Source organism: Massilia rhizosphaerae (genome assembly GCF_016093545.1).
In the GTDB taxonomy this organism is placed as follows: Bacteria; Pseudomonadota; Gammaproteobacteria; order Burkholderiales; family Burkholderiaceae_D; genus Telluria; species Telluria rhizosphaerae.
Genome location: NZ_JADKYX010000016.1, coordinates 67926 through 89724, shown reverse-complemented (window position 1 = coordinate 89724; position 21799 = coordinate 67926). Strand labels below are relative to the sequence as shown.

Annotated in this window: 18 protein-coding genes; 8 read left to right on the top strand and 10 right to left on the bottom strand. The window is 67.5% G+C overall.

What is annotated here, in order from left to right:
- Nucleotides 1-27: 27 nt before the first annotated feature.
- A complete protein-coding gene (locus ISF28_RS21350) occupies nucleotides 28-1515 on the bottom strand; it encodes a hypothetical protein (RefSeq protein ID WP_198119197.1) in 1488 nt (495 codons plus the stop codon).
- A 443-nt stretch (nucleotides 1516-1958) separates the two neighbouring features.
- On the opposite strand from ISF28_RS21350, the gene ISF28_RS31070 reads away from it, so the two are divergent.
- Nucleotides 1959-3617, top strand: coding sequence for a methyl-accepting chemotaxis protein (locus tag ISF28_RS31070; RefSeq protein WP_198119196.1), 1659 nt, complete (start codon nucleotides 1959-1961; stop codon nucleotides 3615-3617).
- Here the strand turns inward: ISF28_RS31070 and ISF28_RS21340 are convergent.
- The 7 genes from ISF28_RS21340 to ISF28_RS21310 form a co-directional block, all read right to left on the bottom strand.
- Nucleotides 3614-4708, bottom strand: a complete 1095-nt coding sequence (locus ISF28_RS21340; RefSeq protein ID WP_370663480.1) for a GGDEF domain-containing protein — start codon at nucleotides 4706-4708, stop codon at nucleotides 3614-3616. The two genes, ISF28_RS31070 and ISF28_RS21340, sit on opposite strands and share 4 nt — an antisense overlap.
- 3 nt (nucleotides 4709-4711) lie before the next feature.
- The gene (locus ISF28_RS21335) at nucleotides 4712-7474 is read right to left on the bottom strand and encodes a bifunctional diguanylate cyclase/phosphodiesterase (RefSeq protein WP_198119195.1); all 2763 of its coding nucleotides are present in this window, start codon (nucleotides 7472-7474) and stop codon (nucleotides 4712-4714) included.
- The gene (locus ISF28_RS21330) at nucleotides 7471-7911 is read right to left on the bottom strand and encodes a type 2 periplasmic-binding domain-containing protein (RefSeq protein ID WP_198119194.1); all 441 of its coding nucleotides are present in this window, start codon (nucleotides 7909-7911) and stop codon (nucleotides 7471-7473) included. Before ISF28_RS21330 ends, ISF28_RS21335 begins: the two co-directional genes overlap by 4 nt.
- Nucleotide 7912: 1 nt before the next feature.
- Entirely contained in the window at nucleotides 7913-9163 is a 1251-nt protein-coding gene (locus ISF28_RS21325) for a hypothetical protein (RefSeq protein ID WP_198119193.1), read from the bottom strand.
- A 190-nt stretch (nucleotides 9164-9353) separates the two neighbouring features.
- On the bottom strand, nucleotides 9354-9887 hold the full coding sequence (locus ISF28_RS21320) for a M48 family metallopeptidase (RefSeq protein ID WP_198119192.1): 534 nt from the start codon (nucleotides 9885-9887) through the stop codon (nucleotides 9354-9356).
- A gap of 158 nt (nucleotides 9888-10045) precedes the next feature.
- Nucleotides 10046-10408, bottom strand: coding sequence for a KGG domain-containing protein (locus tag ISF28_RS21315; protein ID WP_198119191.1), 363 nt, complete (start codon nucleotides 10406-10408; stop codon nucleotides 10046-10048).
- Between the two features lie 102 nt (nucleotides 10409-10510).
- Nucleotides 10511-11548, bottom strand: a complete 1038-nt coding sequence (locus ISF28_RS21310) for an NADP-dependent oxidoreductase (RefSeq protein ID WP_198119190.1) — start codon at nucleotides 11546-11548, stop codon at nucleotides 10511-10513.
- Between the two features lie 72 nt (nucleotides 11549-11620).
- On the opposite strand from ISF28_RS21310, the gene purU reads away from it, so the two are divergent.
- From purU to ISF28_RS21280, 6 genes are all read left to right on the top strand, one after another.
- A complete protein-coding gene (gene purU / locus ISF28_RS21305; protein ID WP_198119189.1) occupies nucleotides 11621-12487 on the top strand; it encodes a formyltetrahydrofolate deformylase in 867 nt (288 codons plus the stop codon).
- A gap of 28 nt (nucleotides 12488-12515) precedes the next feature.
- Entirely contained in the window at nucleotides 12516-13058 is a 543-nt protein-coding gene (locus ISF28_RS21300) for a YaeQ family protein (protein WP_198119188.1), read from the top strand.
- Nucleotides 13059-13156: 98 nt separating this feature from the next.
- A complete protein-coding gene (locus ISF28_RS21295; protein WP_198119187.1) occupies nucleotides 13157-13510 on the top strand; it encodes a DUF2946 domain-containing protein in 354 nt (117 codons plus the stop codon).
- A gap of 37 nt (nucleotides 13511-13547) precedes the next feature.
- Nucleotides 13548-13991 (top strand): copper chaperone PCu(A)C, encoded by a 444-nt coding sequence (locus tag ISF28_RS21290; RefSeq protein ID WP_198119186.1) that lies wholly within the window; start codon nucleotides 13548-13550, stop codon nucleotides 13989-13991.
- 12 nt (nucleotides 13992-14003) lie between these two features.
- Entirely contained in the window at nucleotides 14004-14498 is a 495-nt protein-coding gene (locus ISF28_RS21285; RefSeq protein WP_198119185.1) for a YcnI family copper-binding membrane protein, read from the top strand.
- 7 nt (nucleotides 14499-14505) lie between these two features.
- Complete coding sequence (locus ISF28_RS21280) at nucleotides 14506-16791, top strand: TonB-dependent receptor (protein ID WP_198119184.1); 2286 nt, start codon at nucleotides 14506-14508, stop codon at nucleotides 16789-16791.
- 127 nt (nucleotides 16792-16918) lie between these two features.
- On the opposite strand, the gene ISF28_RS21275 is transcribed toward ISF28_RS21280, so the two are convergent.
- Together ISF28_RS21275 and ISF28_RS21270 are read right to left on the bottom strand one after the other, a co-directional pair.
- The gene (locus ISF28_RS21275; protein ID WP_198119183.1) at nucleotides 16919-17689 is read right to left on the bottom strand and encodes a head GIN domain-containing protein; all 771 of its coding nucleotides are present in this window, start codon (nucleotides 17687-17689) and stop codon (nucleotides 16919-16921) included.
- Between the two features lie 153 nt (nucleotides 17690-17842).
- Nucleotides 17843-20461 carry a glycoside hydrolase family 3 protein gene (locus ISF28_RS21270; protein ID WP_198119182.1) on the bottom strand — a complete coding sequence of 873 codons (2619 nt, stop codon included), beginning with the start codon at nucleotides 20459-20461 and terminating at the stop codon, nucleotides 17843-17845.
- Nucleotides 20462-20674: 213 nt separating this feature from the next.
- On the opposite strand from ISF28_RS21270, the gene ISF28_RS21265 reads away from it, so the two are divergent.
- Complete coding sequence (locus ISF28_RS21265) at nucleotides 20675-21796, top strand: type IV pilus twitching motility protein PilT (RefSeq protein ID WP_198119273.1); 1122 nt, start codon at nucleotides 20675-20677, stop codon at nucleotides 21794-21796.
- Nucleotides 21797-21799 lie beyond the last annotated feature (3 nt).

Below are 21799 nucleotides of genomic sequence, written 5' to 3'. Positions count from 1 at the left end.
AGTCCAGAGACTTTTCTTCAGTTCGTCTCAGCCAATAATGGTGTTCTGATTGACGCCCTGCGCCAGCACGATCAGCGCTTGCGCGACTTCCGGCCGGGAAGCTTTGAGCAACTCCGCGGCATGCATCAGGTTATGTGCTCGGTCGGCGCTGTTGTCTTCCATGGCCCTTCGAACGATGTCGGGTAATCCCGGAGGATCGCCCGGGCGAGGCGGCCCTAACACGATGCTCGGGCCGTCGGTCCGATGGGCATTGATGTCGCAGTTCTTTAGCGCGAGGTAATACGTCGGCTCCCAGACGATTTTCTGGTTCACCAGGTCGATATACAGGATTGCGCTTTTCTTCGTGGAGCCACCGCCTTTGTCGAGGTCGTCGAATTTCTCGCGGATGGTGAGGTCGAGGTGGAGGTAAGTGTTGCCTTCGTCCGGCCCGACCTCGATCTGGACGGGACCCCATGGGCTGAGCTTCGAGGTAATCAGGCGGGCAGTCTCGGTCGTGGGTGGAGTGGTCGGGGACAGCGGTTTTAACTGTGGTACGTCGCGAGTCGCGGCAACATCTATCGTGCCTCCCAAAAACGATACCGGCTGCCCGTTGATCTTGTATTCCACAGATGGCTGCTCGTAGCCCTCGAATATCGAATTGACCGTGACCCGATTGAGGAATGTCCGTTCAACATAACTGTAATAACGGCCACCACCGCATAGCGGGGGGAAATCCACATAAACGCGCTGGCTCGGGCCATCGTGCGGCTCGGGATTATCCAGAGTGTAGTTTGCGGAGAACCGCCGCGTGCCGGAGGTGGGCACGATACACGCGTCGTCGACGACCGACCAATAGGATGAGACTGCGACGCCATTGACGACCCCGGACGCGTCGCACACGTCACCGATCTGCCCCGCGTTTGCCCCTGGCGCGGGCGACGTCTGCTCCCAGCCGTTATGGAACGGATCGGAAATGGACTCTACCAGCTCGTGGCTCATCGTGCGCGTGATGCTGTCCAGGTTGTTCGAATCGGTCAGCACCCACGCCCATTGGAACCGAATATTGTCGTCCAAGAACTCGAATATCTCCTCCTTGGTGTTGGCCCCCGAGAACCTGCCGGTTTGCTGAGTGCTCGGATCGAGAAAGATCAGCACGATCAGCTCGTGGTTGTCGTCGACGTTGTCGATCTTGTCGTCATTGACCAGCGATTCCAGATAGGATCTCAACGCACTGGTGATCACGTTGATCTGGTTTTCCGGCGTTCCAGCGGTAACCGTGTACGGCTGCTTGTCGATCATTTCGTTGCGCACGGTTGCAGTACCCGAATACCCATATTGTTGGAGCCCTTGCAGATATGGGCCGCCTGCTAAGCGGTACAACGCCTTCATGATGTCATTCGACGTTACGGCAGCACCGAGTGGCCAGGCGCTGCCAAGAAAGATCGGTAATATGTCCGGATTTCGAATAACACTTCCCTTTCCATTGAAGCGGGGACTCGTTCCAGTGTTGGGTGCGAACTTCAGAATATCTCCCATCTCATCCTCCCTTGTGCCGACACATCTTTAGCTGATGTGCGAACCATATCGGTGGGGCAAGGTGAATTTTCCGTGTGCTAGTGGGCGCGGTTGGCGGATCCAGGAGCCCAAGGTATAGGGTGCAAATTGCGTAGGGTTGCGATGTATCAAACGTATCATCGTCAGCGTGTTCCGCAAGCCGGCGCGCCGGCACGATCTGCCATCTTTTCTCTTGCGTTGCCATCGGGCAACGGTGTCCCGCGATCCGCGCAGAAAATTGGCTGCCGCGTCGATTTCGTCTTGCGTGCGATTCGTTCCAAGGAGGAAGATAAATTGCGGGCTCCGGATTCGGCGCCCGCCCCGCGATTCGGATAAAAACAATAACATTGCTCATCGACCAACCCTTATCGCGGCTTCGTTCACATTGACTTCCAGCCGAGAACTGGAATGGGGGAGGGCATGACATGAAACTCCAGACAAAAATGTCGATCCTGATCGGCACATCGCTGTTGGCATTGTTGGTTGTCGGGCTGTTCGGCATTCGCAGCATCCTCAACATGACCGACGACATCGACGAGATCGGCGTAACTCGCTTGCCTTCGGTGCTGGGGCTGGAAATCGTCAATGAAGGCCAGACGGCCATCAAGGCGGCCAACTTGACGGCGCTCACCTACGAAACCGGGGCGCAATCGTCATCGAAGTTTTCCGAATTGGAAACCAGCCGCCGGACTATCTGGAGCCGGATCGAGCATGGCTGGAAAATATATGAGCCGCTTCCGCAGACGGATCGCGAAAAGCAGTTGTGGGGCCAGTTTCTCGTCGAATGGAAAGCATGGAAAGACAACGACCAGAAACTCGGCTCCCTGATCGGCGCGCTCGGGAATGCGGCGTCGGATGACGCACGCAAGCCGCTGTTCGACGAATACCACCAGCGCATGGCGGCGGATCTTCCGTTATTCGCGGCTGCCGAGAAAACACTCGGCGAATTGATCACGCTGAATTCGGACGTCGCCAATGACGTCATCGTTACCGCGCGCAGGGAGGCGAAACAGTCGCGGTACATCGTGTCCGGTGTTGTTGCCGCCGCCTTTGCGGTGCTGGTGCTGGTCGGCGTCGCAATGACCCGCAGCATACTGGCCCAGGTGGGCGGCGAGCCGACGGAAGCCGCCTCGATTGCCGACAAGATCGCATCCGGCGACCTGTCCGTGCAGGTCGACCTGCGTCCGGGCGACGATTCGAGCATGATGTCGGCCCTGCACAAGATGCAACTGAGTCTGGCAACCATCGTGGCGGAAGTGCGGCAGGGGACGCGTGCGATTGCGTCCTCGTCGCACGAGATCGCCGCCGGAAACCTGGAATTGTCCGCGCGGACGGAGGCACAGGCCGGCACGCTGGAAGAAACCGCGTCGTCGATGGAGGAACTGACCGCCACCGTCCAGCAGAACGCGGCGAATGCCCGTCAGGTCAGCAGCGTGGCGTCCTCCGCGTCGGGTGTCGCCAGCCGCGGCGGGGACGTGGTGTTCGAGGTGGTCAAGACCATGGGATCGATCAGCGACTCGGCCAGGAAGATAGGCGACATCATCGGCGTCATCGACGGCATCGCGTTCCAGACCAATATCCTCGCGCTGAATGCCGCGGTCGAGGCGGCACGGGCCGGAGAACAGGGACGCGGGTTCGCGGTCGTGGCCGGCGAGGTGCGCAATCTGGCGCACCGCAGCGCGGCCGCGGCGAAGGAAATCAAGTCCCTGATCGGCGATTCGGTTGCGCGGGTCGAGAGCGGCACCCAGCTCGTGGACGAGGCCGGCAAGACGATGCTGGAGGTCGTGGCCAGCGTCAAGCGCGTCGCCGACATCGTGGGCGAGATGACGGTGGCGAACGACGAACAGTCCACGGGCCTGCAGCAAATTACGATCGCCATGGCGCAATTGGATGAAGTCACGCAACAGAACGCCAGCCTGGTCGAAGAAGCGGCAGCGTCCTCGGACGTCCTGCAGCACCAGGCGATGAAGCTCGATGAACTCGTCAGCATGTTCAAGCTGGCGGAGGCCCCTTCGACGGCGCCCCGCATCCGCCAGGCCCCCGCGCAGCTGCGGGCCGTGCAGCGCAGGGAACTGCACGCCTAGGCCTCGATCGACCGGTTGCGTCCTTCCGCCTTGGCCGTGTACAGGGCCTTGTCGGCGCGGTTGACGGCCTCGGCGATGGCCTCGCCGGCGCGCCAGGCGGTCAGGCCGGCCGAGAAGCTGACGCGGTGGTCCAGGCCGTCGCAGGGCGCCAGCGCGGCCACGCGCGCGCGCATGCGCTCGAGCACCATGCGGGCTTCGCCGGATGCCGTATTCGGCAGGAGCAGCAGGAATTCCTCGCCGCCCCAGCGCGCCAGCGTGTCGCCGTCGCGCAGCTCGGCGCGTGTCGCCCGGGCGAAGTCGCGCAGCACGTCGTCGCCCGCGGCATGGCCCAGGCTGTCGTTGATCCGCTTGAAGAAGTCGATGTCGAGCAGGGCGATGCACGCGGCGCTGCCGCACGCCGCGCGGCGGCGCTCTTCCTGCGCCAGCAGCTCGTTCATGTGGCGGCGGTTGGTCAGCGCGGTCAGCTCGTCGATGGTGGCAAGCAGGCGAATCGTGTCGAGCGCCGCCAGCAGTTCGTCCTTTTGGCGCTTCAGCCGCGCGCGCAGCTTGCTCATCTCGCCGGTCAGCAGCGTGACCGCCAGCGAGCCGACCGCGACGAACCCGAAATTCACCGCTTCGGCCGCGGGCGGGAAATGCAGCGGATCGTGCACCGCAAGCCACCCCATGGTGCCGCCCATGACGGCCAGGTTGAAGGCGGTGAGCATCAGGGTCTGGCGCGGGCGCATGGCGAAGATGCAGAACACGACGATCACCGGCAATCCGATCAGCGTCACGCCGCGCATCGGCCCTGCGATCGAGTAGCCCCAGACGTGGCAGCTGATGCTGAAGACGGCCTGCAGCCCCGCCAGCAGGTTCGGCGCGAGCCCGATGCGGGCGCCGACGCGCACCAGCGGGTAGAACACGGCGACGCCCGCGCCGACGTAGATGCAGATGGCGCGGGCCTGGGCCTGTCCCGCGAGCGCCGCCGGGCCGAACATCAGGCCGACGACGGTGGTGTACATGATGGCCGTGCCGGCCCAGTACTGCAGCATGCGATGCAGCTTGCGGTCCGCGCCGAACAGCATGCGCGCAAGCCGGGAGGGGGCGATCACGGCTTACGACGCCAGTTGGGCGACGCCGCGCGGCTGACGCTGCTGCGCCTGCAGGAGTTCCGTGATGCGCTCGGCCGGCACCGGTGGGCTGAACAGATAGCCCTGCATCTCGTCGCAGTCGTGCGCGCGCAGGAAGTCGCGCTGTTCGGCCGTCTCCACGCCTTCCGCGATCACGCGCAGATGCAGACGGTGGCCCAGCGAGATCACGGCCAGCGCGATCGCCTGGTCGTCGGAGCTGGAGGCCAGGTCGCGCACGAACGACTTGTCGATCTTGAGCGTCGAGATCGGGAACGACTTCAACGCGGACAGGCTCGAATAGCCGGTGCCGAAATCGTCGATCGACAGCGTCACGCCCATCTCCTTCAGCGCGCGCATGCGTTCCACGGCCTGGTTCAGGTCGCGCATCAGGAGGCTTTCCGTCACCTCCAGGTCCAGCGCGCTGGGCGGCAGGCCGCTGTCGCCCAGGGCGCCGGCGATGCGTTCGACCAGGCGTTTTTCCTCGAACTGGCGGGCCGACACGTTGACGGACACCGTGAGCGGGTCCAGCCCCGCCGCGCGCCACAACTGCGCCTGGCGGCACGCGGTGCGCACGACCCATTCGCCGAGGCCGACGATGAGGCCCGATTCCTCCGCGAGCCCGATGAAGCGCACCGGCGGCACGACGCCATGCTCCGGATGGCGCCAGCGGATCAGCGCCTCGACGCCGAACATGCGGCCCGTGCGCAGGTCGACCTTGGGCTGGTACAGCAGGTGGAAACGGCCGGCCGGCGTACCGGCGGCCGGCGCCCCGGCGGCCGGCGGCGCGTCCTGCGCGTCGGGGACATCCTCGGCCAGGGTGGCGTCCAGCGCCATGCGCAGGCCTTCCAGCAGCACGAGCTTTTCCTCGACGCTGGCGTTCATCTCGCGCGTGTAGAACTGGAAGTTGTTGCTGCCAAGGTCCTTGGCGCGGTACATCGCGGCGTCCGCGTTCATCATGAGCGTCTTCGGGTCGGCGCCGTCGCGCGGGTAGACGACGACGCCCATGCTGCAGCTGATGCGCACGGACTGGTCGCAGATCTGCACGGGCTCCGTCACGGCCTGGCGGATTTTTTCCAGCACGGGCGTGAGCGCCAGCGGGCACTCGCCGGCGTCCGGCAGCAGGATCACGAATTCGTCGCCGCCCAGGCGGCCCAGCGTGTCGCTCCCGCGCAGGCAGGCCTGCATGCGGCGTCCCACGACCATGAGCAATTCGTCGCCCGCGTTGTGGCCCAGGCCGTCGTTGACGAGCTTGAAGCCGTCCAGGTCGACGAAGGCGAGGGCCAGGTGGCCGCCGTTGCGTTGGGCGTTGCGCACGGCCTGCTCGAGGCGGTCGCGGATCAGGCTGCGGTTCGGCAGGCCCGTCAACTCGTCGTGGTGCGCCATGTGGCGGATGCGGTCCTCGGCCACCTTGCGCTCCGTGATGTCGCGCACCATCGCCACGGCGCCGCCGTCGACGGGCACGATCTGGCGCTGCAGCCAGCGGCCCGCGGTCGGACCGGAGGTCGCCTGCCACTCCGCCTCGACGACGCGCTGTTCGGTGACCACCTGCACGAGGTGCTCGTACATGCCGTTCGCGCGATAGTAGGGCAGCACGTCGCCCAGCAGCTGGCCGCGCAGCGCCTCGTTGGCGATGCCTGTGAACAGCTCCGCGCGGCTGTTGGAGCCCTCGACCAGGAAGTCGGCGATGACGCCGTCCGCGCCGGTCACGGCGCGCAGCAGGAAGAAGGCGTCCGGGCTCGCTTCCGACGCCGCCGCATAGGTTTGCTGGGCCTGGCGCTCGCGCCGGCGCGCCTTGGCCACCTGCCACGACCACGCGCTGATCATCGCCACGACGGCGATCAGCAGCGAGCTGGCGGCCGTCGCGCCCACCAGGTAGGTGCCGTAGTGCTGTTCGTACTGGGCCATCTGTTCGCGCGCCGCCAGGCCGACGGCGACCGTGAGCGGAAAGCCCGTCACGCGGCGCGCGCCGGCGTAGCGCTCGACGCCGTCGGCGCCCAGCGCCAGCGGCGCGCCGGCTTCCTCTTTCAGGCCGTCGAGCGCGAACGGCTGGCCCCAAGACACGGCGTCGCCGATGCGCACGGCGCGCGCGACGCCGTCGCTGCCGACGAGCGCCAGCAGGCCGAGTTCACCCGCGCGCGAATGTTCGTAGGAACTGGTGAAATAGGCGGGATCGGCTTCGACGATGGCCACGCCGGCGAAACGGCCGGCGGCGTCGACGATGCGGCGCGTGAAGTGCAGGTGCGGGTCGGGCCGGATCGCGTCGCCGGACGTCTGGCTGACGAATACCGCGTTGCCGTCGCCGTTCGCCTGCACGGTGAAATAGGGGGCGTGCGACACGTCTGCGGGCGCCATCGCCGGGTTGCTGTCGACGATGCGGCCGTCGCGGTCGGCGATGCAGACCTCGAACACGAGGCCGGGCGGCAGCAGGCCCTGGGCGCGCAGTGCCGGGAGCGCGCCGCGCTCGCCGTTCTGTTCGACCGCGTACTTGATGACCTTGAGCGTCTGGTCGATGGCGTTCAGGTTGCGCGCGACCTGCGCCTCGTACGTGTCGAGCTGCTCGCGCACGGAATCGTGCGCGGCGGCGACGGACGCACGCCGTTCGGTCTCGATGAAGTGGAAGCAAACGGCCCAGATGGCGACCAGCGGCAGCAGGGCGAACAGCGGCAGCGCGATATGCGTGTCGAGCGCGCGCGCGAGCCAGCGCGGACGCTTGCGGGCACCGGATGACGCGGACGCCGGCCGCATCATTGCACCACGAGGACGGCGTGCACGCTGCCGTCGAGCGCGCCCCGTTCGATATAGCCGATCGCTTCCGGATCATTGGCCACCTTGCGCCGCACCGCCGCGCTGTCCGGCAGTTCGGCGGGCGGCTGGCCACGGCCCGTGAACACCAGCTTCGACCAGTGCGCCTTGAGCAGGGCGGGCGTCTTGTTCGTCACGCGCGCGTAGAATTCGTCGCGGATCGGCGCGCCCAGGCGCAGGTCGTACGGCACCGCCTCGGTGCCGTCGGGGAAGCGTACCGACTGGCCGAGGAAGATCGCGGCCACCTGCTCGGCGCGCAGCGCGGTCACCGGGTTGCGCGCCGAGACGATCACGACGAGGTCGGCCGCCCGCGCCGATACGCCGGCGAGGCCGGCCAGCAGCAGGGCGGACCCCACGATGCGGGAATACGTGAGCGTCGCCATGCTAGTACACGAAGTCGAGGGCGACACTGGCCACGTGGCTCGTGCGCTCGGAGGTGAAGCGCGGCGTCGTGTTGATGAAGGTGCCGCGCGAGCCGTCGTGCGGCGTGACGCGGTCGTACTGCACCTTGAGCGCCATGTTCGTGCGCAGGTCCCAGCGCAGGCCGGCCGCCACCGACGTCTGCTGCGGGATCGTCGCGAGCAGGGCGTTCAGCCCGGCGTTCAGCATGACCGCCGTTGGCGCCAGCGTGCCCGGCAAGGCTTGCGGCGGCAGGCCCGGATCGTGCGTCGCCCCCTCGGCCCGCACCCGCGCCCACGTCGCGTACGGCGTGAGCGCTTGCCAGCGCCAGCCCGCGCTGACGTAGACGGAGCGCGTCGCGCCCAGGAAGGAGTGGCCGACCGTGCGTCCCGCCTCGGCCATCACGAACCAGGTGCCGGGATCGTAGTTCACGCCGATATTCGCCAGCATCATGCGCTTGTGGTCCAGCGCATAACGCCGGGTCAGGGCCTGGCCGGCCGGGCCGAACGCGTCGTAGGCCGCGAACAGGTCGGCGCCGATGTTGCTCGAGATCTCGGCGCTGATCGCGTTGGCGCGCACGCTGAGCGCGCCCCAGTCGCTCGTGTTCGAGATGCCGACGCCGCCGCGCCCGTATACGTGCAGGCCGTCGATCAGGGGCACGGCGCTGTGGCCGTAGAAGACCTGCGACGCGTTGCGCACGGGGCCCGCGCTCCAGCGCAGGGTGGCGTCGACGCCGTCGCTGCTGGTCACCGGCAGCAGGTCATAGCCCTCGACGGGCGGCCGCACCCACGGATAGGCATAGCCGACCTTGCGATAGTCCGCCATCAGGAACACGGGCAGCGTGATGCGGCCGGCGCGCAGCGCCAGTTCGGGCGTCGCCTGGTATTTGATGTTGGCCCATTCGACGCGCGGCCGGTAGGTGTTGTCCAGGCCCTGTTCGCTCACGACCTGCAGCACGGCCGACCAGCGCCGCGCGAGCGTGGCGTCGAGCTGGACGCCGAGGCGGGTGTCGACGTCGCTGCTCCAGCGGCGCGTGTGGCCGGTGCCGCTGGCCTTGAAGACGGACGACGTGTAGTCCGCCTCGCGTTCGCTGGCGCGCGCGAAGCCCAGCGTGCCGAAGCCGGAGATGCGCCAGTCGGGCGACCGTGCGGACTCGTCCTGCGCGCGGGCGGTGCCGCCGAAGGCAAGACCGAGCAGGGACAGGAACAGGAAGTAGGCTGGGCGTGGTTGCGGCATGTGTGTCGACGGATGGGCCGGCTGGACCGGCGGGTAGCGCGGCGGGACCAGGACGGCCGTAAATTCACATCGGCCTGCGGGGGTGGGCAGGCACGGGCGCCGGAGGGCGCGGTACTCGACTGTAATCCGTGCTTTCAGGAAAGTCGACTGGTTTTGGCCCCGGCCCGTGTTTGTTCAGCATCCTGTTGCGTTACGGCAACGAGGGAACGCCCCAGATTCGGCCACCACCCAGGTCCAGCTGGGTGAGGTAGAGGCGCACGTCGAATTCGAGCTGGTGATAGTCCGGCTCCATCCAGCAGCACAGTTTATAGAAGGCCTTGTCGTGGTCTTTTTCCTTCAGGTGCGCCAGTTCGTGCACGGCGATCATGCGCAGGAAGGCGGGCGGCGCATCGCGGAACACGGTGCCGATGCGGATCTCGTGCTTGGCCTTCAGGCGGTTGCCCTGCACGCGCGAAATCGCCGTGTGCAGCCCGAGCGCCTGCTGGACGATGCCGATCTTGCTGTCGTAGGCGACCTTTGCGACGGGCTCGGCGTTGCGCAAGTATTCATCTTTCAAATCCTGCACATAGCCGTACAAGGCTTTATCGGTGCGGATGTCGTGCGCGTCGGGATAGCGCCGGCGCAGGTGGTCGGCCAGGCGGCCGTCGGCGATCAGGCGCTCGACCTGGGACAGCACGTGCGCGGGATAGGCGCCCAGGTATTTCAGGTGGGAGACGGTGGACATAAGGGCGGCACTGTAGCACGTCCATGTCCTGGCGTCAGCGATTGGGAACGTCCCCGATTGATGAGGGGGCGGGCGACCGCGCCCGGCACGGCGGCGCGGTCGGCGCTTGCGCGCTTCGAGAAGGGGACCCGTCAGGGCGTGGACCGGATCCCCGGACGTCATGACTCCTTGCCGCCCTGGCGGTTGCCCGCCTGGTTGCCCGCCTGGTTGCCGGATTTTGCGGCTGCGGCGGCGCGGTTGGCGGATTGCCGGCTTTCCCCGCCTTTGCGTCCGATATCGGCCATGTGGGCGCGGTTGCGGCTGACCACTTCCCCGCCTTTCTGGCCCGCCCGGCGCGCTTCCTCCGAATCGAATTCGTGCGCCGTGCCCTTCTGGTGGGCGGCCTGGCCGCCCTTGCTGGCGATTTGACGCTGCTGGTTCTGGTCCATCGCAGCGAAACCGCGTTTGGCCGGCTGGCTTTTCTGCTCGCTGCCGCCGGAGTCGGCAGCGCCCTTGTTGCCGCCATCCTTGCTTGTCGCCATATCGATCTCCTTGTGCCTGAACAATCAAAGCGAGCGTCCATGGATGCGCTCGTGAGATTAGAGAGGCAGGGCGTGAAATGGTTCCGGCGGCATGCGTTGGATTCAATGGATGTCGGCGCCCACCTTGAGCACCAGCTTGCCGAAGTTCTTCCCCTCGAACAGCATCGTCAAGGCCTCGGGGAAACGCTCGAGGCCGTCGACGACGTGTTCGCGGCTCGTGATGGCGCCTGCGCGCAGCCAGGCGCCGAGGCGTTGCACGCCTTCCGGATAGCGCGGCGCGTAATCGAAGACCACCATGCCCTCCATGCGTGCCCGGTTCACGAGCAGCGCCAGGTAGTTTGCCGGTCCGCGCACCGGCGTCGTGTTGTTGTACTGCGAGATGGCGCCGCAGATCACGATGCGCGCCTTGAGGTTGATGCGGGCCAGCACGGCGTCGAGGATGTCGCCGCCCACGTTGTCGAAATAGACGTCCACGCCTTGCGGGCAATGTTCCTTGAGACCTGCCGCGACGTCGCCCGCCTTGTAGTCGATGCACGCGTCGAACCCCAGTTCGTCGACGACGTAGCGGCATTTGTCCGGTCCGCCCGCGATGCCGACGACGCGGCATCCCAGCTGCTTCGCCACCTGGCCCACCGTCGCGCCCACGGCGCCCGCGGCCGCCGACACGACGACCGTTTCCCCGGCTTGCGGCCGGCCGATGTCGGTGAGGCCGAAATACGCCGTCATGCCCGGCATGCCCAGGACGTTCAGCCAGGCCGGCAGCGGGGCGAGGGTGGGATCGATCTTCATGGCCGCGGCCGCCCTGGCGTCGACGGGCCCGGTCCAGTATTCCTGTACGCCGAAGGTGCCGGCGAGATGGTCGCCCACGGCCACGTGCGGCGAATTCGACGCCAGGACGACGCCCACGCCGCCCGCGCGCATCACTTCGCCGATGGCGACGGGCCGGATATAGGATTTGCCCTCGTTCATCCAGCCGCGCATGGCCGGGTCGAGCGACACGTACAGCACGCGCACGCGCACCTCGCCGTCCTGCAGCGGGGCGAGCGGCTCCTCGGTCAATTGCCAGTCGGTGGGCTTGGGTAGGCCGACGGGGCGAGCGGCGAGGCGGAACTGGCGGTTCATGGGGGTAGCCTGGGTCATGCTGGTCTCCTTATCAATCCATGCGACAATGGCCGGGTTCAGTCAACCTCAACCATTCTGAAGTATTTAGCAATGTATCCAGAATATATCCTGACCTTGTCCTGCCTGGATCACCGCGGCATCGTGTTGCGCGTCTCGGGTTTCCTGGCCGAACATGGCTGCAACATCATCGACTCGGCCCAGTATGGCGACGCGGAATCGAAGCTGTTCTTCATGCGCGTGCACTTCGCGCTGGAAGACGACGCGATGTCCGACGAACTGCTGCGCGCGGGCTATGCGTCACTGTGCGCCGACCTGGGCGCGGACGGCGCGCTGCACGACGCCAAGCGCAAACCGCGCGTGCTGATCATGGTGTCGAAGATCGGCCATTGCCTGAACGACCTGCTGTTCCGCTACCGCAGCGGCCTGCTGCCCGTGGAGATTCCGGCCATCGTGTCGAACCACATGGACTTTTATCAGCTCGCGGCCAGTTACAATATCCCGTTCCACCACTTGCCGCTCGAGGCCGGTGCCAGCGAATCGGCCAAGCTCGCCCAGGAGGCGCGCATCATCGATCTGCTCGACACCCACCGCATCGACCTGGTCGTGCTGGCGCGCTACATGCAGATCCTGTCGCCGGGGCTGTGCGAGGCCTTGAAGGGCAGGGCGATCAACATCCACCATTCGTTCCTGCCCAGCTTCAAGGGCGCGCGGCCGTATGCGCAGGCGCACCGGCGCGGCGTCAAGCTGATCGGCGCCACCGCGCACTTCGTCACGGGCGACCTGGACGAGGGCCCGATCATCGAGCAGGACGTCGAGCGCGTCGACCACGCCATGAGCGTGGAGCAGCTGACGGCCATCGGCCGCGACGTCGAGAGCGTCGTGCTGGCCCGCGCGGTCAGGTGGTTCGTGGAACACCGCATCCTGCTGAACGGCGACAAGACTGTCGTGTTCAACTGAACCATAAAACATAGGCAACAACTTAAGCATGGCCCTGAAAGCGACGATTTACAAGGCAGACCTGAGCATTGCGGACATGGACCGCAACTATTACCAGGAGCACGCGCTCACGATCGCGCGGCATCCTTCGGAAACGGACGAGCGGGTGATGATCCGCCTGCTCGCCTTCGCCCTGCACGCCGACCCTCAGCTTACCTACGGCAAGGATTTGTTCGACGTCGAGGAGCCCGCCCTGTGGCTCAAGGATCTTACGGGCGCCATCGACCTCTGGATCGAGGTCGGCCAGCCCGACGAACGCCGCCTCATGAAGGCAGCCGGCCGCGCCGAGCACGTGGTCGTGTACAGCTACAGCGCCACCAGCAACATCTGGTTCAAGGGCCTGGCCAGCAAGCTCGAACGCACGAAGAAAATCTCCATCATCAACATTCCGGCGGAAACGAGCGCCCAGCTCGAGCAGATGGTCCAGCGCTCGATGCAGCTGCAATGCACGATCCAGGACGGCCAGGTGTGGCTGACGGACGGACAGCAGACCGTGCAGGTCGAGCGCGAAGTCCTGCTGGCCGAGCGCTGATCGGCTGGACGATTTGTCCAAGCTCCGTGTGCGCCATGCCGTGCACACGGGGCTATAATCGCGGGATGCTCATTCGTTCGACAAGACGCCTGCGTTGCGTGTGGCTGGCACTGTTTGCCGTGCTGCTGAACGCGCTCGCGCCGGCGGTCTCGCACGCACTGGCCGCGAGCAGGCCGGCGATCCCGGTCGACGTCTGCAGCGTCGACGGCGGCGCACCGTTCGCCGCCGCGGCCGCGCTGCTCATGCAGGACGAGCACGGCGGCGGGGTCCTGAAGGGCGATTGCGGCTACTGCGTCGCCCACGCGGGCAGCCACGGCCTGCCGCCGCCCGTGCACGCGCCCCTGGTGTTCGCGTTCGGCACGGAGCCCCGACCTTTCCTGTTCCACCATGCGCCCCGTCCGCTGGCCGTCTGGCTGGCGGCCGTCCCGCGCGGTCCTCCCGCCTTTGCCTGACCTTCTTTTTTTCCATCATTTTTTGTCAGGTGAAGTCATGTATCGTAAATTCCTCATGCTGGCCGCTGCCAGCCTCGTTTCGACCGCCGCGTTCGCCCAAGTGACCGTGAGCGACCCGTGGATCCGCGCCACCGTGCCGGCCCAGAAGACGGCCGGCGCCTTCATGCAGCTGCGTTCGGCCAAAGCCACGCGCCTCGTCGACGTCCAGACGCCCGTCGCGGGCCGCGCCGAAGTGCACCAGATGGCCATGGACGGCCAGACCATGCGCATGCAGAAAGTCGACGGCATCGACCTGCCGGCCGGCCAGACCGTCAACCTGTCGTCCGGCGGCTACCACGTCATGCTGTTCGACCTGAAGCAACAGCTCAAGGAAGGCGAGCAGGTGCCGCTGACCTTGACCTTCGCCGGGGCCGATAAAAAGCGCGAGAACGTCACCGTGCAGGTGCCGGTCAAGCCGCTGACCTATACCGCCGCGCACTGACGGGAGCGCACCATGAAAGCAATCTGGATCGCCGCCTTGTGCGCGGCGCCGCTGGCGCACGCCCATATCACCGTCGCCCCGGCCAGCGCGCCGGCCGGCGCCTATCAAACGCTCGTGTTCAAGGTCGGCCACGGCTGCGACGGCAGCGCCACCACCGCCATCACCGTGTCCTTGCCCGAGGGCGTGACGGCGAAGCCCATGCCCAAGCCGGGTTGGACACTGGACCTCGTCGAGGGCAAGCTCGCGACGCCGCTGCAAGCGCACGGCAAGACGGTCACGCGCGCCGTGCGCGAGATCACCTGGCGCGGCGGGCCGCTGCCCGACGCCTATTACGACGAATTCACGGTCCAGGCCAAGCTGCCGGACGCACCGGGCCGCTACGCGTTCAAGGTCGGCCAGCAGTGCGAGAAGGGCCGCGTCGACTGGGTCGACGCGGTCCCCGGATCGAAGACGCCCGCGCCCGTGCTGGAGGTCGTGCCCGCCGCGATGCCGCCGCACCATCACTGAGGTGCGCATGCGATTCAAACATCATCGCCTTGCGCTGGCCGCAATGGCGTGCCTGGCTGCGCACGCCCACGCGGACGATACGCCCGCGGCCACCGTGATCGTGACGGGCGGCCGCCCGACCTCGCTGCCCGTGCAGATCCCCACGACGATCGAAGGCATCACGGGCGCCCGGGTCGAGGAACGGATCAACGCGGTCGACAGCGAGGATGCGCTGAAATACCTGCCCAGCCTGAACGTGCGCAAGCGCTACGCGGGCGACTACGACCACGCCGTGCTCGCGAGCCGCGCGTCCGGCACGGGCAACAGCGCGCGCTCGCTCGTGTACGCGGACGGCATCCTCTTGTCCAACCTGCTCGGCAACGGCGCCGCGTACACGCCGCGCTGGGGCCTCGTCGCGCCGGAGGAGATCGAGCGCGTCGACGTGCTGTACGGCCCGTTCGCGGCCGCGTATCCGGGCAACTCGGTCGGCGCCGTCGTCGACTTCCAGACGCGCATACCGACGAAGCGCGAAGCCCACGTCAAGCTGTCCGGCTATGCGCAGGGTTTCCGGTTGTACCGGACCGGCGACCGCTACGGCGGCCGGCAAGGCAGCGCGTCGCTGGGCGACCGCAACGGCGCGTGGTCGTGGTGGATCGATGTATCCCGCCTCGACGGCGACGCGCAGCCGATCGCGTTCGCCAACAAGCTGGTGGCCAGCGGCGTGCCGGACGGCGGCGGTGTCCCGGTGACGGGGGCGGTGGCCGGCCGCAATCCGTCGGGCAAGGACTGGTGGCTGCTCGGCGCCACGAACCGCACGCACACGGTGCAGGACCATGCCAAGTTCAAGCTCGCGTGGGACGTCACGCCCGTGCTGCGCGCCAGCTACACGTTCGGCTGGTGGCGCAACGATGCGGCGCGCGCGTCCGAATCGTACCTGCGCGACGCGGCCGGCAACCCGGTCTACCTGGCGCCGCGCGTGAACATCGGCGGCCGCGCGTACGACATCAAGCCGTCCGACTTCGCGCCCAGCCGCGCCGCGCAGGCGCACGCGATGCAAGGGCTGTCGCTGAAGCGGCACGGCCGCGCCACGTTCGACTGGGAGATCGCCGCCAGCCTGTACGACTACACGCGCGACCTCGTGCGCACGCCGACGGTGCGCGTGCCCGATGCGGACACGAACGGCGCCGGCCAAGTCACGGACATGCACGGCAGCGGCTGGAACACGCTGGCGCTGAAAGGCGTCTGGCGGCCCGATGCCGGCGTGCTGGCGGGCCACACGGTCGAATTCGGGCTGCAGTCGGACCACGCCCGCCTGCGCACCCGCGCGTTCGGGACCGGGACGGACTGGCTGCATGCGGCCGACGGCCGCCAGGTCTCGGTCTTCAACGGCAACACGTGGCTGGCAAGCTTGTACGCGCAGGACGGCTGGCGCATCGCCGACGCCTGGCGTGCGACGCTCGGCGCCCGCTTCGAGCGGTGGCGCGCGTATGGCGGCGCGTTGTCGAACGCGGTGCTGGCGGCGCCGCTGCCGTTCCCCGGCCGCAGCGAGACCGCATGGTCGCCGAAGGCCGCGCTGGCGTGGCGCGCGAGCCGGGACTGGACGTTGAAGGCGTCGGCGGGCCGCGCCGTGCGCGATCCGACGGCGGCCGAGCTGTTCCAGGGCGCCATCGTCGATAACGCCATCGTCCACAGCGATCCGCACCTGAAGGCGGAGACGTCGTGGACGGGCGAGTTGTCGGCCGAGACCTCGGGCGACCGGGGCGTGCTGCGCGCCACGCTGTTCCGCGAAACGACGCGCGACGCATTGTATTCACAGCCGCTGCTCGTTGCCGGCGGCACGACCGTGAACACGGTGCAGAACGTGGGACGCATCCGCACCAACGGGGCCGAGGTGTCGGCGCAGGCGGACGATGTCGGGGTGAGTGGGCTCGGCCTGACGGCCAGCCTGACGTATGCCGCGTCCATCATCACGGACAACGCGGGCTTTCCGGCCAGCGTCGGCAAATGGCAGCCGCGCGTGCCGCGCTGGCGCGCGACCATGCTGGCGACGTGGAAGGCGAACGACCGGTGGACGGCCACGGCGGGCGCCCGCTACAGCGGCCGCCAGTATTCCACGCTGGACAACAGCGACCCGAACGGCAATGCGTACATGGGGGTGTCGGACTATCTCGTGATCGATACGCGGCTGCGCTATCGCTTCGACCGCCGGTGGAGCGCGGCGGTGGGCGTGGACAACCTGGGCGATTGCAAGTACTGGGCGTTTCACCCGTATGCGCAGCGCACCGCGGTGGCCGAGGTGCGCTGGGATCTGTGACGGGGCGCGGATACGCAATGGTGGGCGCGGGGCGCCCACCCTACGATATTGTGAGGGTGGACAATGGGGATGCGCCGTCCCGTTACGATGCCGTAGGGTGGGCACTCCGTGCCCACCGAGCGTTTGCTCAGCGCGGCGCCGCGCCCAGGCGGCGCACATTGCCCGAACCGACCACCGACCGGCTCACCTTTGGATCGCCGTAGTAATTGACGTCGCCGGAGCCGGCCACTGTCAGGCCCAGGCTGTCGCGCACCCATAACGTCACGTTTCCGGAACCCGCCACGGTGACGCTGGCGTTGTCGGTCTTTACGTGGGCCATGTCGACGGTGCCGGAGCCGCCGATCGACACCGACGTGCTGCGCGCCGTGCCGTCCTCGACTTTCAGGTCGCCGCTGCCGCCGAGGGCGACGTTGACGGATTCGCCCTCCATGCGGCGCACCTTGATGGAACCGGAGCCGCCCACGTCGAACTTGACGCGGCCGCCGCGCACGACGTCGGCATCGATATTTCCCGAGCCGCCCAGCACGAGGCGGTCGACGCTGCGCGCCTGCACGACGACTTTCAGGTTGTGCGTGCGCAGGTTCGTGTTGCGCTTGGCGCGGATCTTCAGGGTGCCGTCCTCGACGACCGTCTCGATCAGCGGCAGCACGTTGTCGTCCGCGTCGATGGTGAGGCCTTCGCGGCCGCTGCCGCTCTTGATCTCGACATTGCCCGGCAGGGACATCGCGACGCCGTCGAAATGGGCGACGTCGCGCGCCTGGTGCTGGATCCGGCCGCTGCCCTGGACGGTCTCGCTCTTGCCCCAGCTCCAGTCGCCGGCCGTGGCCTGCGGCGCGGCGGCCGCGCAGGCGAGGGCGCAGGCGGCGATGAGGAGGCGGCGGGTCGTCTTGTCGATCATGATGGTTCTCCCTGTGTGCGTGGATGGTGTCGATGACGTCATCGTAAGCGGGAGACGGCGCGGCCGGTACCGGTTTGCGACGGACCGCACGAAATCCGGGCCGGAATGCATGGCGGCGGATTGAACCGCATGCACGCCGGCGCCGGACCGCGCTTATTCGGGCAGGCCGGCCGGCGCGCCCGTCACCGCGAGCGCCGCCTTGACGGTCTGCGCATGGCCCGGCTGGCCGCCGCCCAGGTAGATCGTGTACGCGCCCGGCACGACCTTGCGCGCGCCGGCCGCGTCCACCTGCGACAGCGCGCGCGCGTCGAGCGCCAGCTTGACGTGGGTGCGCTCGCCGGCCTTCAGGTGCACGCGGCGGAATCCGGCCAAGGTCGGGTTGGCGGTATCGCCCGGCTTGGCCACGTACAGCTGGACGACCTCGTCGCCGTCGCGCTTGCCCGTGTTGGCCACCTCGACGTCGACGTCGACCTGGCTGCCGGCCGCGATCGACGGCGCCGACAGGGTGGGCAGGCCGTAGCGGAACGTGGTGTACGACAGGCCGTGGCCGAACGGATACAGCACCTGGCCCTTGAAATAGCGGTAGGTGCGCCCGGTCATGCTGTAGTCGCCGAACGCGGGCAGCTCGTCCACGCCGCGGTAGAACGTGACGGGCAGGCGGCCGGCCGGGCTGTAGTCGCCCGCGATCAGGCCCGCGACGGCATTGCCGCCTTCGCCGCCGGGATACCAGGCCTCGACGATCGCCGGCACGTGCTTGTCCGCCCAGTTGACGGACAGCGCGCTGCCGTTCATCAGCACGAGCACCGTCGGCTTGCCGGCCGCCACGACCCGCTCCAGCAGGCGTTCCTGCGGCGCCGGCAGGTCGAGGCTCGTGCGGTCGCCGCCCATGAAGCCCGGCACCTGCAGTTTCAGTTCCTCGCCTTCCAGGTTGGCGGACAGGCCCGCGACATAGACGACGAGGTCGGCGCCGCGGGCCAGGTCGACGGCTTCCTGGCCGGCGTCGGCGGGCGTGCTCCACACGAGCTTCTGGTCGCCGCGCGCGCCGCGTTGCACGGCCTCGATCCGGATCGGATACGCGCGGCCCGCCTGCAGGGTCGCCTTGCCGGCCGCGATCGACGGCGAGTCGGCCACGTCCCACGCGTCGACGACGAGCTTGCCGTCGATCCAGATGCGGTAGCCGGCATTGCTCAGGTAGCGCAGGCCGTAGTCGCCCGTGTGCGGCGCTTTCAGGAAGCCGGTCCAGCGGGTGGACGCGTTGTGGCCGCCGTCCTGCCAGGCGGCGCGGGCGTTGGGTTCGAGGGCCTCGTGCGCCGTGCCCGCCAGGTCGGCGCCGTCGAAATGCTCGGCCTTGAGGCCAAGCGTATGGCAGGCGGCGTCGGCGCACAGGCTCGCGTCCGGCACGGGCGGTTCGGCGGGGCCGACGAGGCCCGTGCCCGGCGCGTACAGCACCTTGGCATCCGGGAAGCGGGCGCGGATGCCCGCCAGCACGGTCACCGGATGCGACGGCTGGCCGTTGTAGTTGCCGACCAGCGCATCCTCGCTGTCCGCGTTCGGGCCGATGACGGCGATGGTCTTCGGCGCCTTTTTCAACGGCAGCAGGCCGTCGTTCTTCAGCAGCACCATGGCTTCCTGGGCCGTCTTCAGGGCGACGGCGCGGTGGGCGGGGGTGTCGTTGTCGGTCGGGCGGATGGCCGCGTACGCCTGCGGCGGGGTCGGATCGAGCAGGCCCAGGCGGATGCGGTATTCGAACAGGCGCACGAGGGCACGGTCGATGACGGCTTCCTTGAGTTTGCCGTGGCGTACCGCGGCCGCGATGGGGCCGGCCTCCGTCGTCATCTTGTTGCGGTAGTCGCCGCAGATCAGGTCCATGCCGGCCGTGAACGCGGCGGCCACGGCCTGCTCGGGCGTCTTGGTGTAATGCAGGCTGTCGGCGCGGTAGATGTTGGCGGCGGCGCCGCAGTCCGACACGACGAAGCCCTGGAAACCCCAGTCGCGGCGCAGGTGCCGCTCCAGCAGGTCGTCGTTGGCGCATGCCGGGATGCCGTTGACGGCGTTGTACGCGCACATGACGGAGGCGACCTTGCCTTCCGTGACGGCGGCGCGGAATGCCGGCAGATAGGTGTCCTCGAGGTCGTGCGGCGACGGGTGGATGTCTTCGCGGTGGCGGTTCGATTCCGGCCCGCTGTGCACGGCGAAGTGCTTCGCGGTGGCGATCGTCTTGAACGCGACCGGGTCGTCGCCCTGCAGGCCGCGGATGAAGTTGACGGCGATGCGCGACGTCAGGTACGGGTCTTCGCCGTAGGTTTCCTGGCCGCGGCCCCAGCGCGGATCGCGGAAGATGTTGATGTTCGGCGACCACACGGTGAGGCCGCGATACCAGTCGGTGCCGCCGTCCGGCGCGTGCGTCTGCAGGTACTTGGCGCGGAATTCCGTCGCGATGACGTCGCCCACTTCGTGCATGAGCGCTTCGTCCCACGTGGCCGCCATGCCGACGGCTTGCGGGAACACGGTCGCGTAGCCGGCCCGCGCGACGCCGTGCAGGCCTTCGTTCCACCAGTTGTATTTCGGGATGTTCAGGCGCGGGATCGCGGGCGCGTCATTGCCCAGCTGGGCCGCTTTTTCCTCGAGCGTCATGCGCGCGACGAGGTCCGCCGCGCGCTTTGCCGGCGCCAGGTGCGTGTCGAGCCAGGGCGCCTGCTGGGCCGACGCCGGCGCCGCGACGCACAGGGCGGCCAGTGCCAGCGGGGCCAGTTGGAACGGAAGGTTGCGCATCGTAGTCTCCTGTTATTGGTATGGGAAAATGCTAACACGAAAATGTCATGCGCTAACAATCGTGCGGGCGGCCACGTGCTGTGGCGGCCAAGGCACGCCGGAAGCTTGGTGTCGGAAAAAATAACTTTCCAACTGGAATTTTCGCGGGATGCCGGTTTTATAATGAAAGGATCGCTCATCCGAGCCCGTTTGACATCACCAGGCCGCCGAATGATGGAACACCACCAGTCCTCGCAGATTCCCACCCTGTCGTATATCGAAAACGAAGACCACCCGGTGTTCGGGACCCTGGTCGAGCAGATCCTGCACCTGCTGAATTCGAAGCTGGTGTTTTCCGACATCATCATCCACCAGAACAGTCCGTTGATGCTGCGCCAGCCGAAAGGCCTCGTGGCCGTGACGGATTCGCCGATCACGAAGGAAGAGCTGGAAGAATTCTTCGACGTCATCGAGCCGAACTGGGCCGAGCGCATCACCGACCGCGCGTTCGACCGCTCGATCGACCTGCACACGGCGCGCATCCGCGCCAACTGCTTCAGCTTCCAGGGCAAGAAGCGGCTCGGCTGCGTGATCCGCCGCTTCCCGAAGGAACCGCTGGCGCTGGCCACCCTCGGCCTGCACGCGGACGAGTGCGAATTCGCGACCCTGACGAGCGGCCTCGTGCTGATCATCGGCGACACGTGCCAGGGCAAGTCGACCACGATCGCATCGATGCTGGACGAGATCAACAAGCAGCGCTCGGGCCACATCATCACCATCGAAGACCCCGTCGAGACCCTGATCCCGCAGCGCAAATGCATCATCACGCAGCGCGAGGTGGGCGTGGACGGCGACGTCGAAAGCTATTACCTCGGCGCGCTGGACGCGCTGCGCGAGCGGCCGGACGTGATCGTCATCGGCGAGATCCGCGACGCCCAGACGGCGCAGGAAGCGCTGGCGCTGGCCGAATCCGGCCCGCTCGTGCTGGCGACCCTGCATGCGCGCTCGACGGAACTGGGCCTGCAAAAGATGCTGCGCCTGCTGGGCAATTCGGAAGCGCAGGGCCAGGCCCTCGCGCACGCGCTGCGCGGCGTCCTGTGCCAGGCGCTGCTGCCGTCCAAGCAGGGCAACCGCTACCACCTGGCCACGGAATGCCTGACGATCAGCCCGGCGGTGGCCGCGATGATCGAAGAGGGCGACCTGGGCGCCATCCGCGCGCACATGAACGCGGGACGCGGCCCCGGCTGCCACACGATGAACAGCGTGCTGGAAGCCCTGCTGGCCGCGCACAAGGTCGGCGTCGACGATGCCCGCGCCGCGACGACGGACCGGATCGGGTTTGCCGAGATGGTGTGAGCG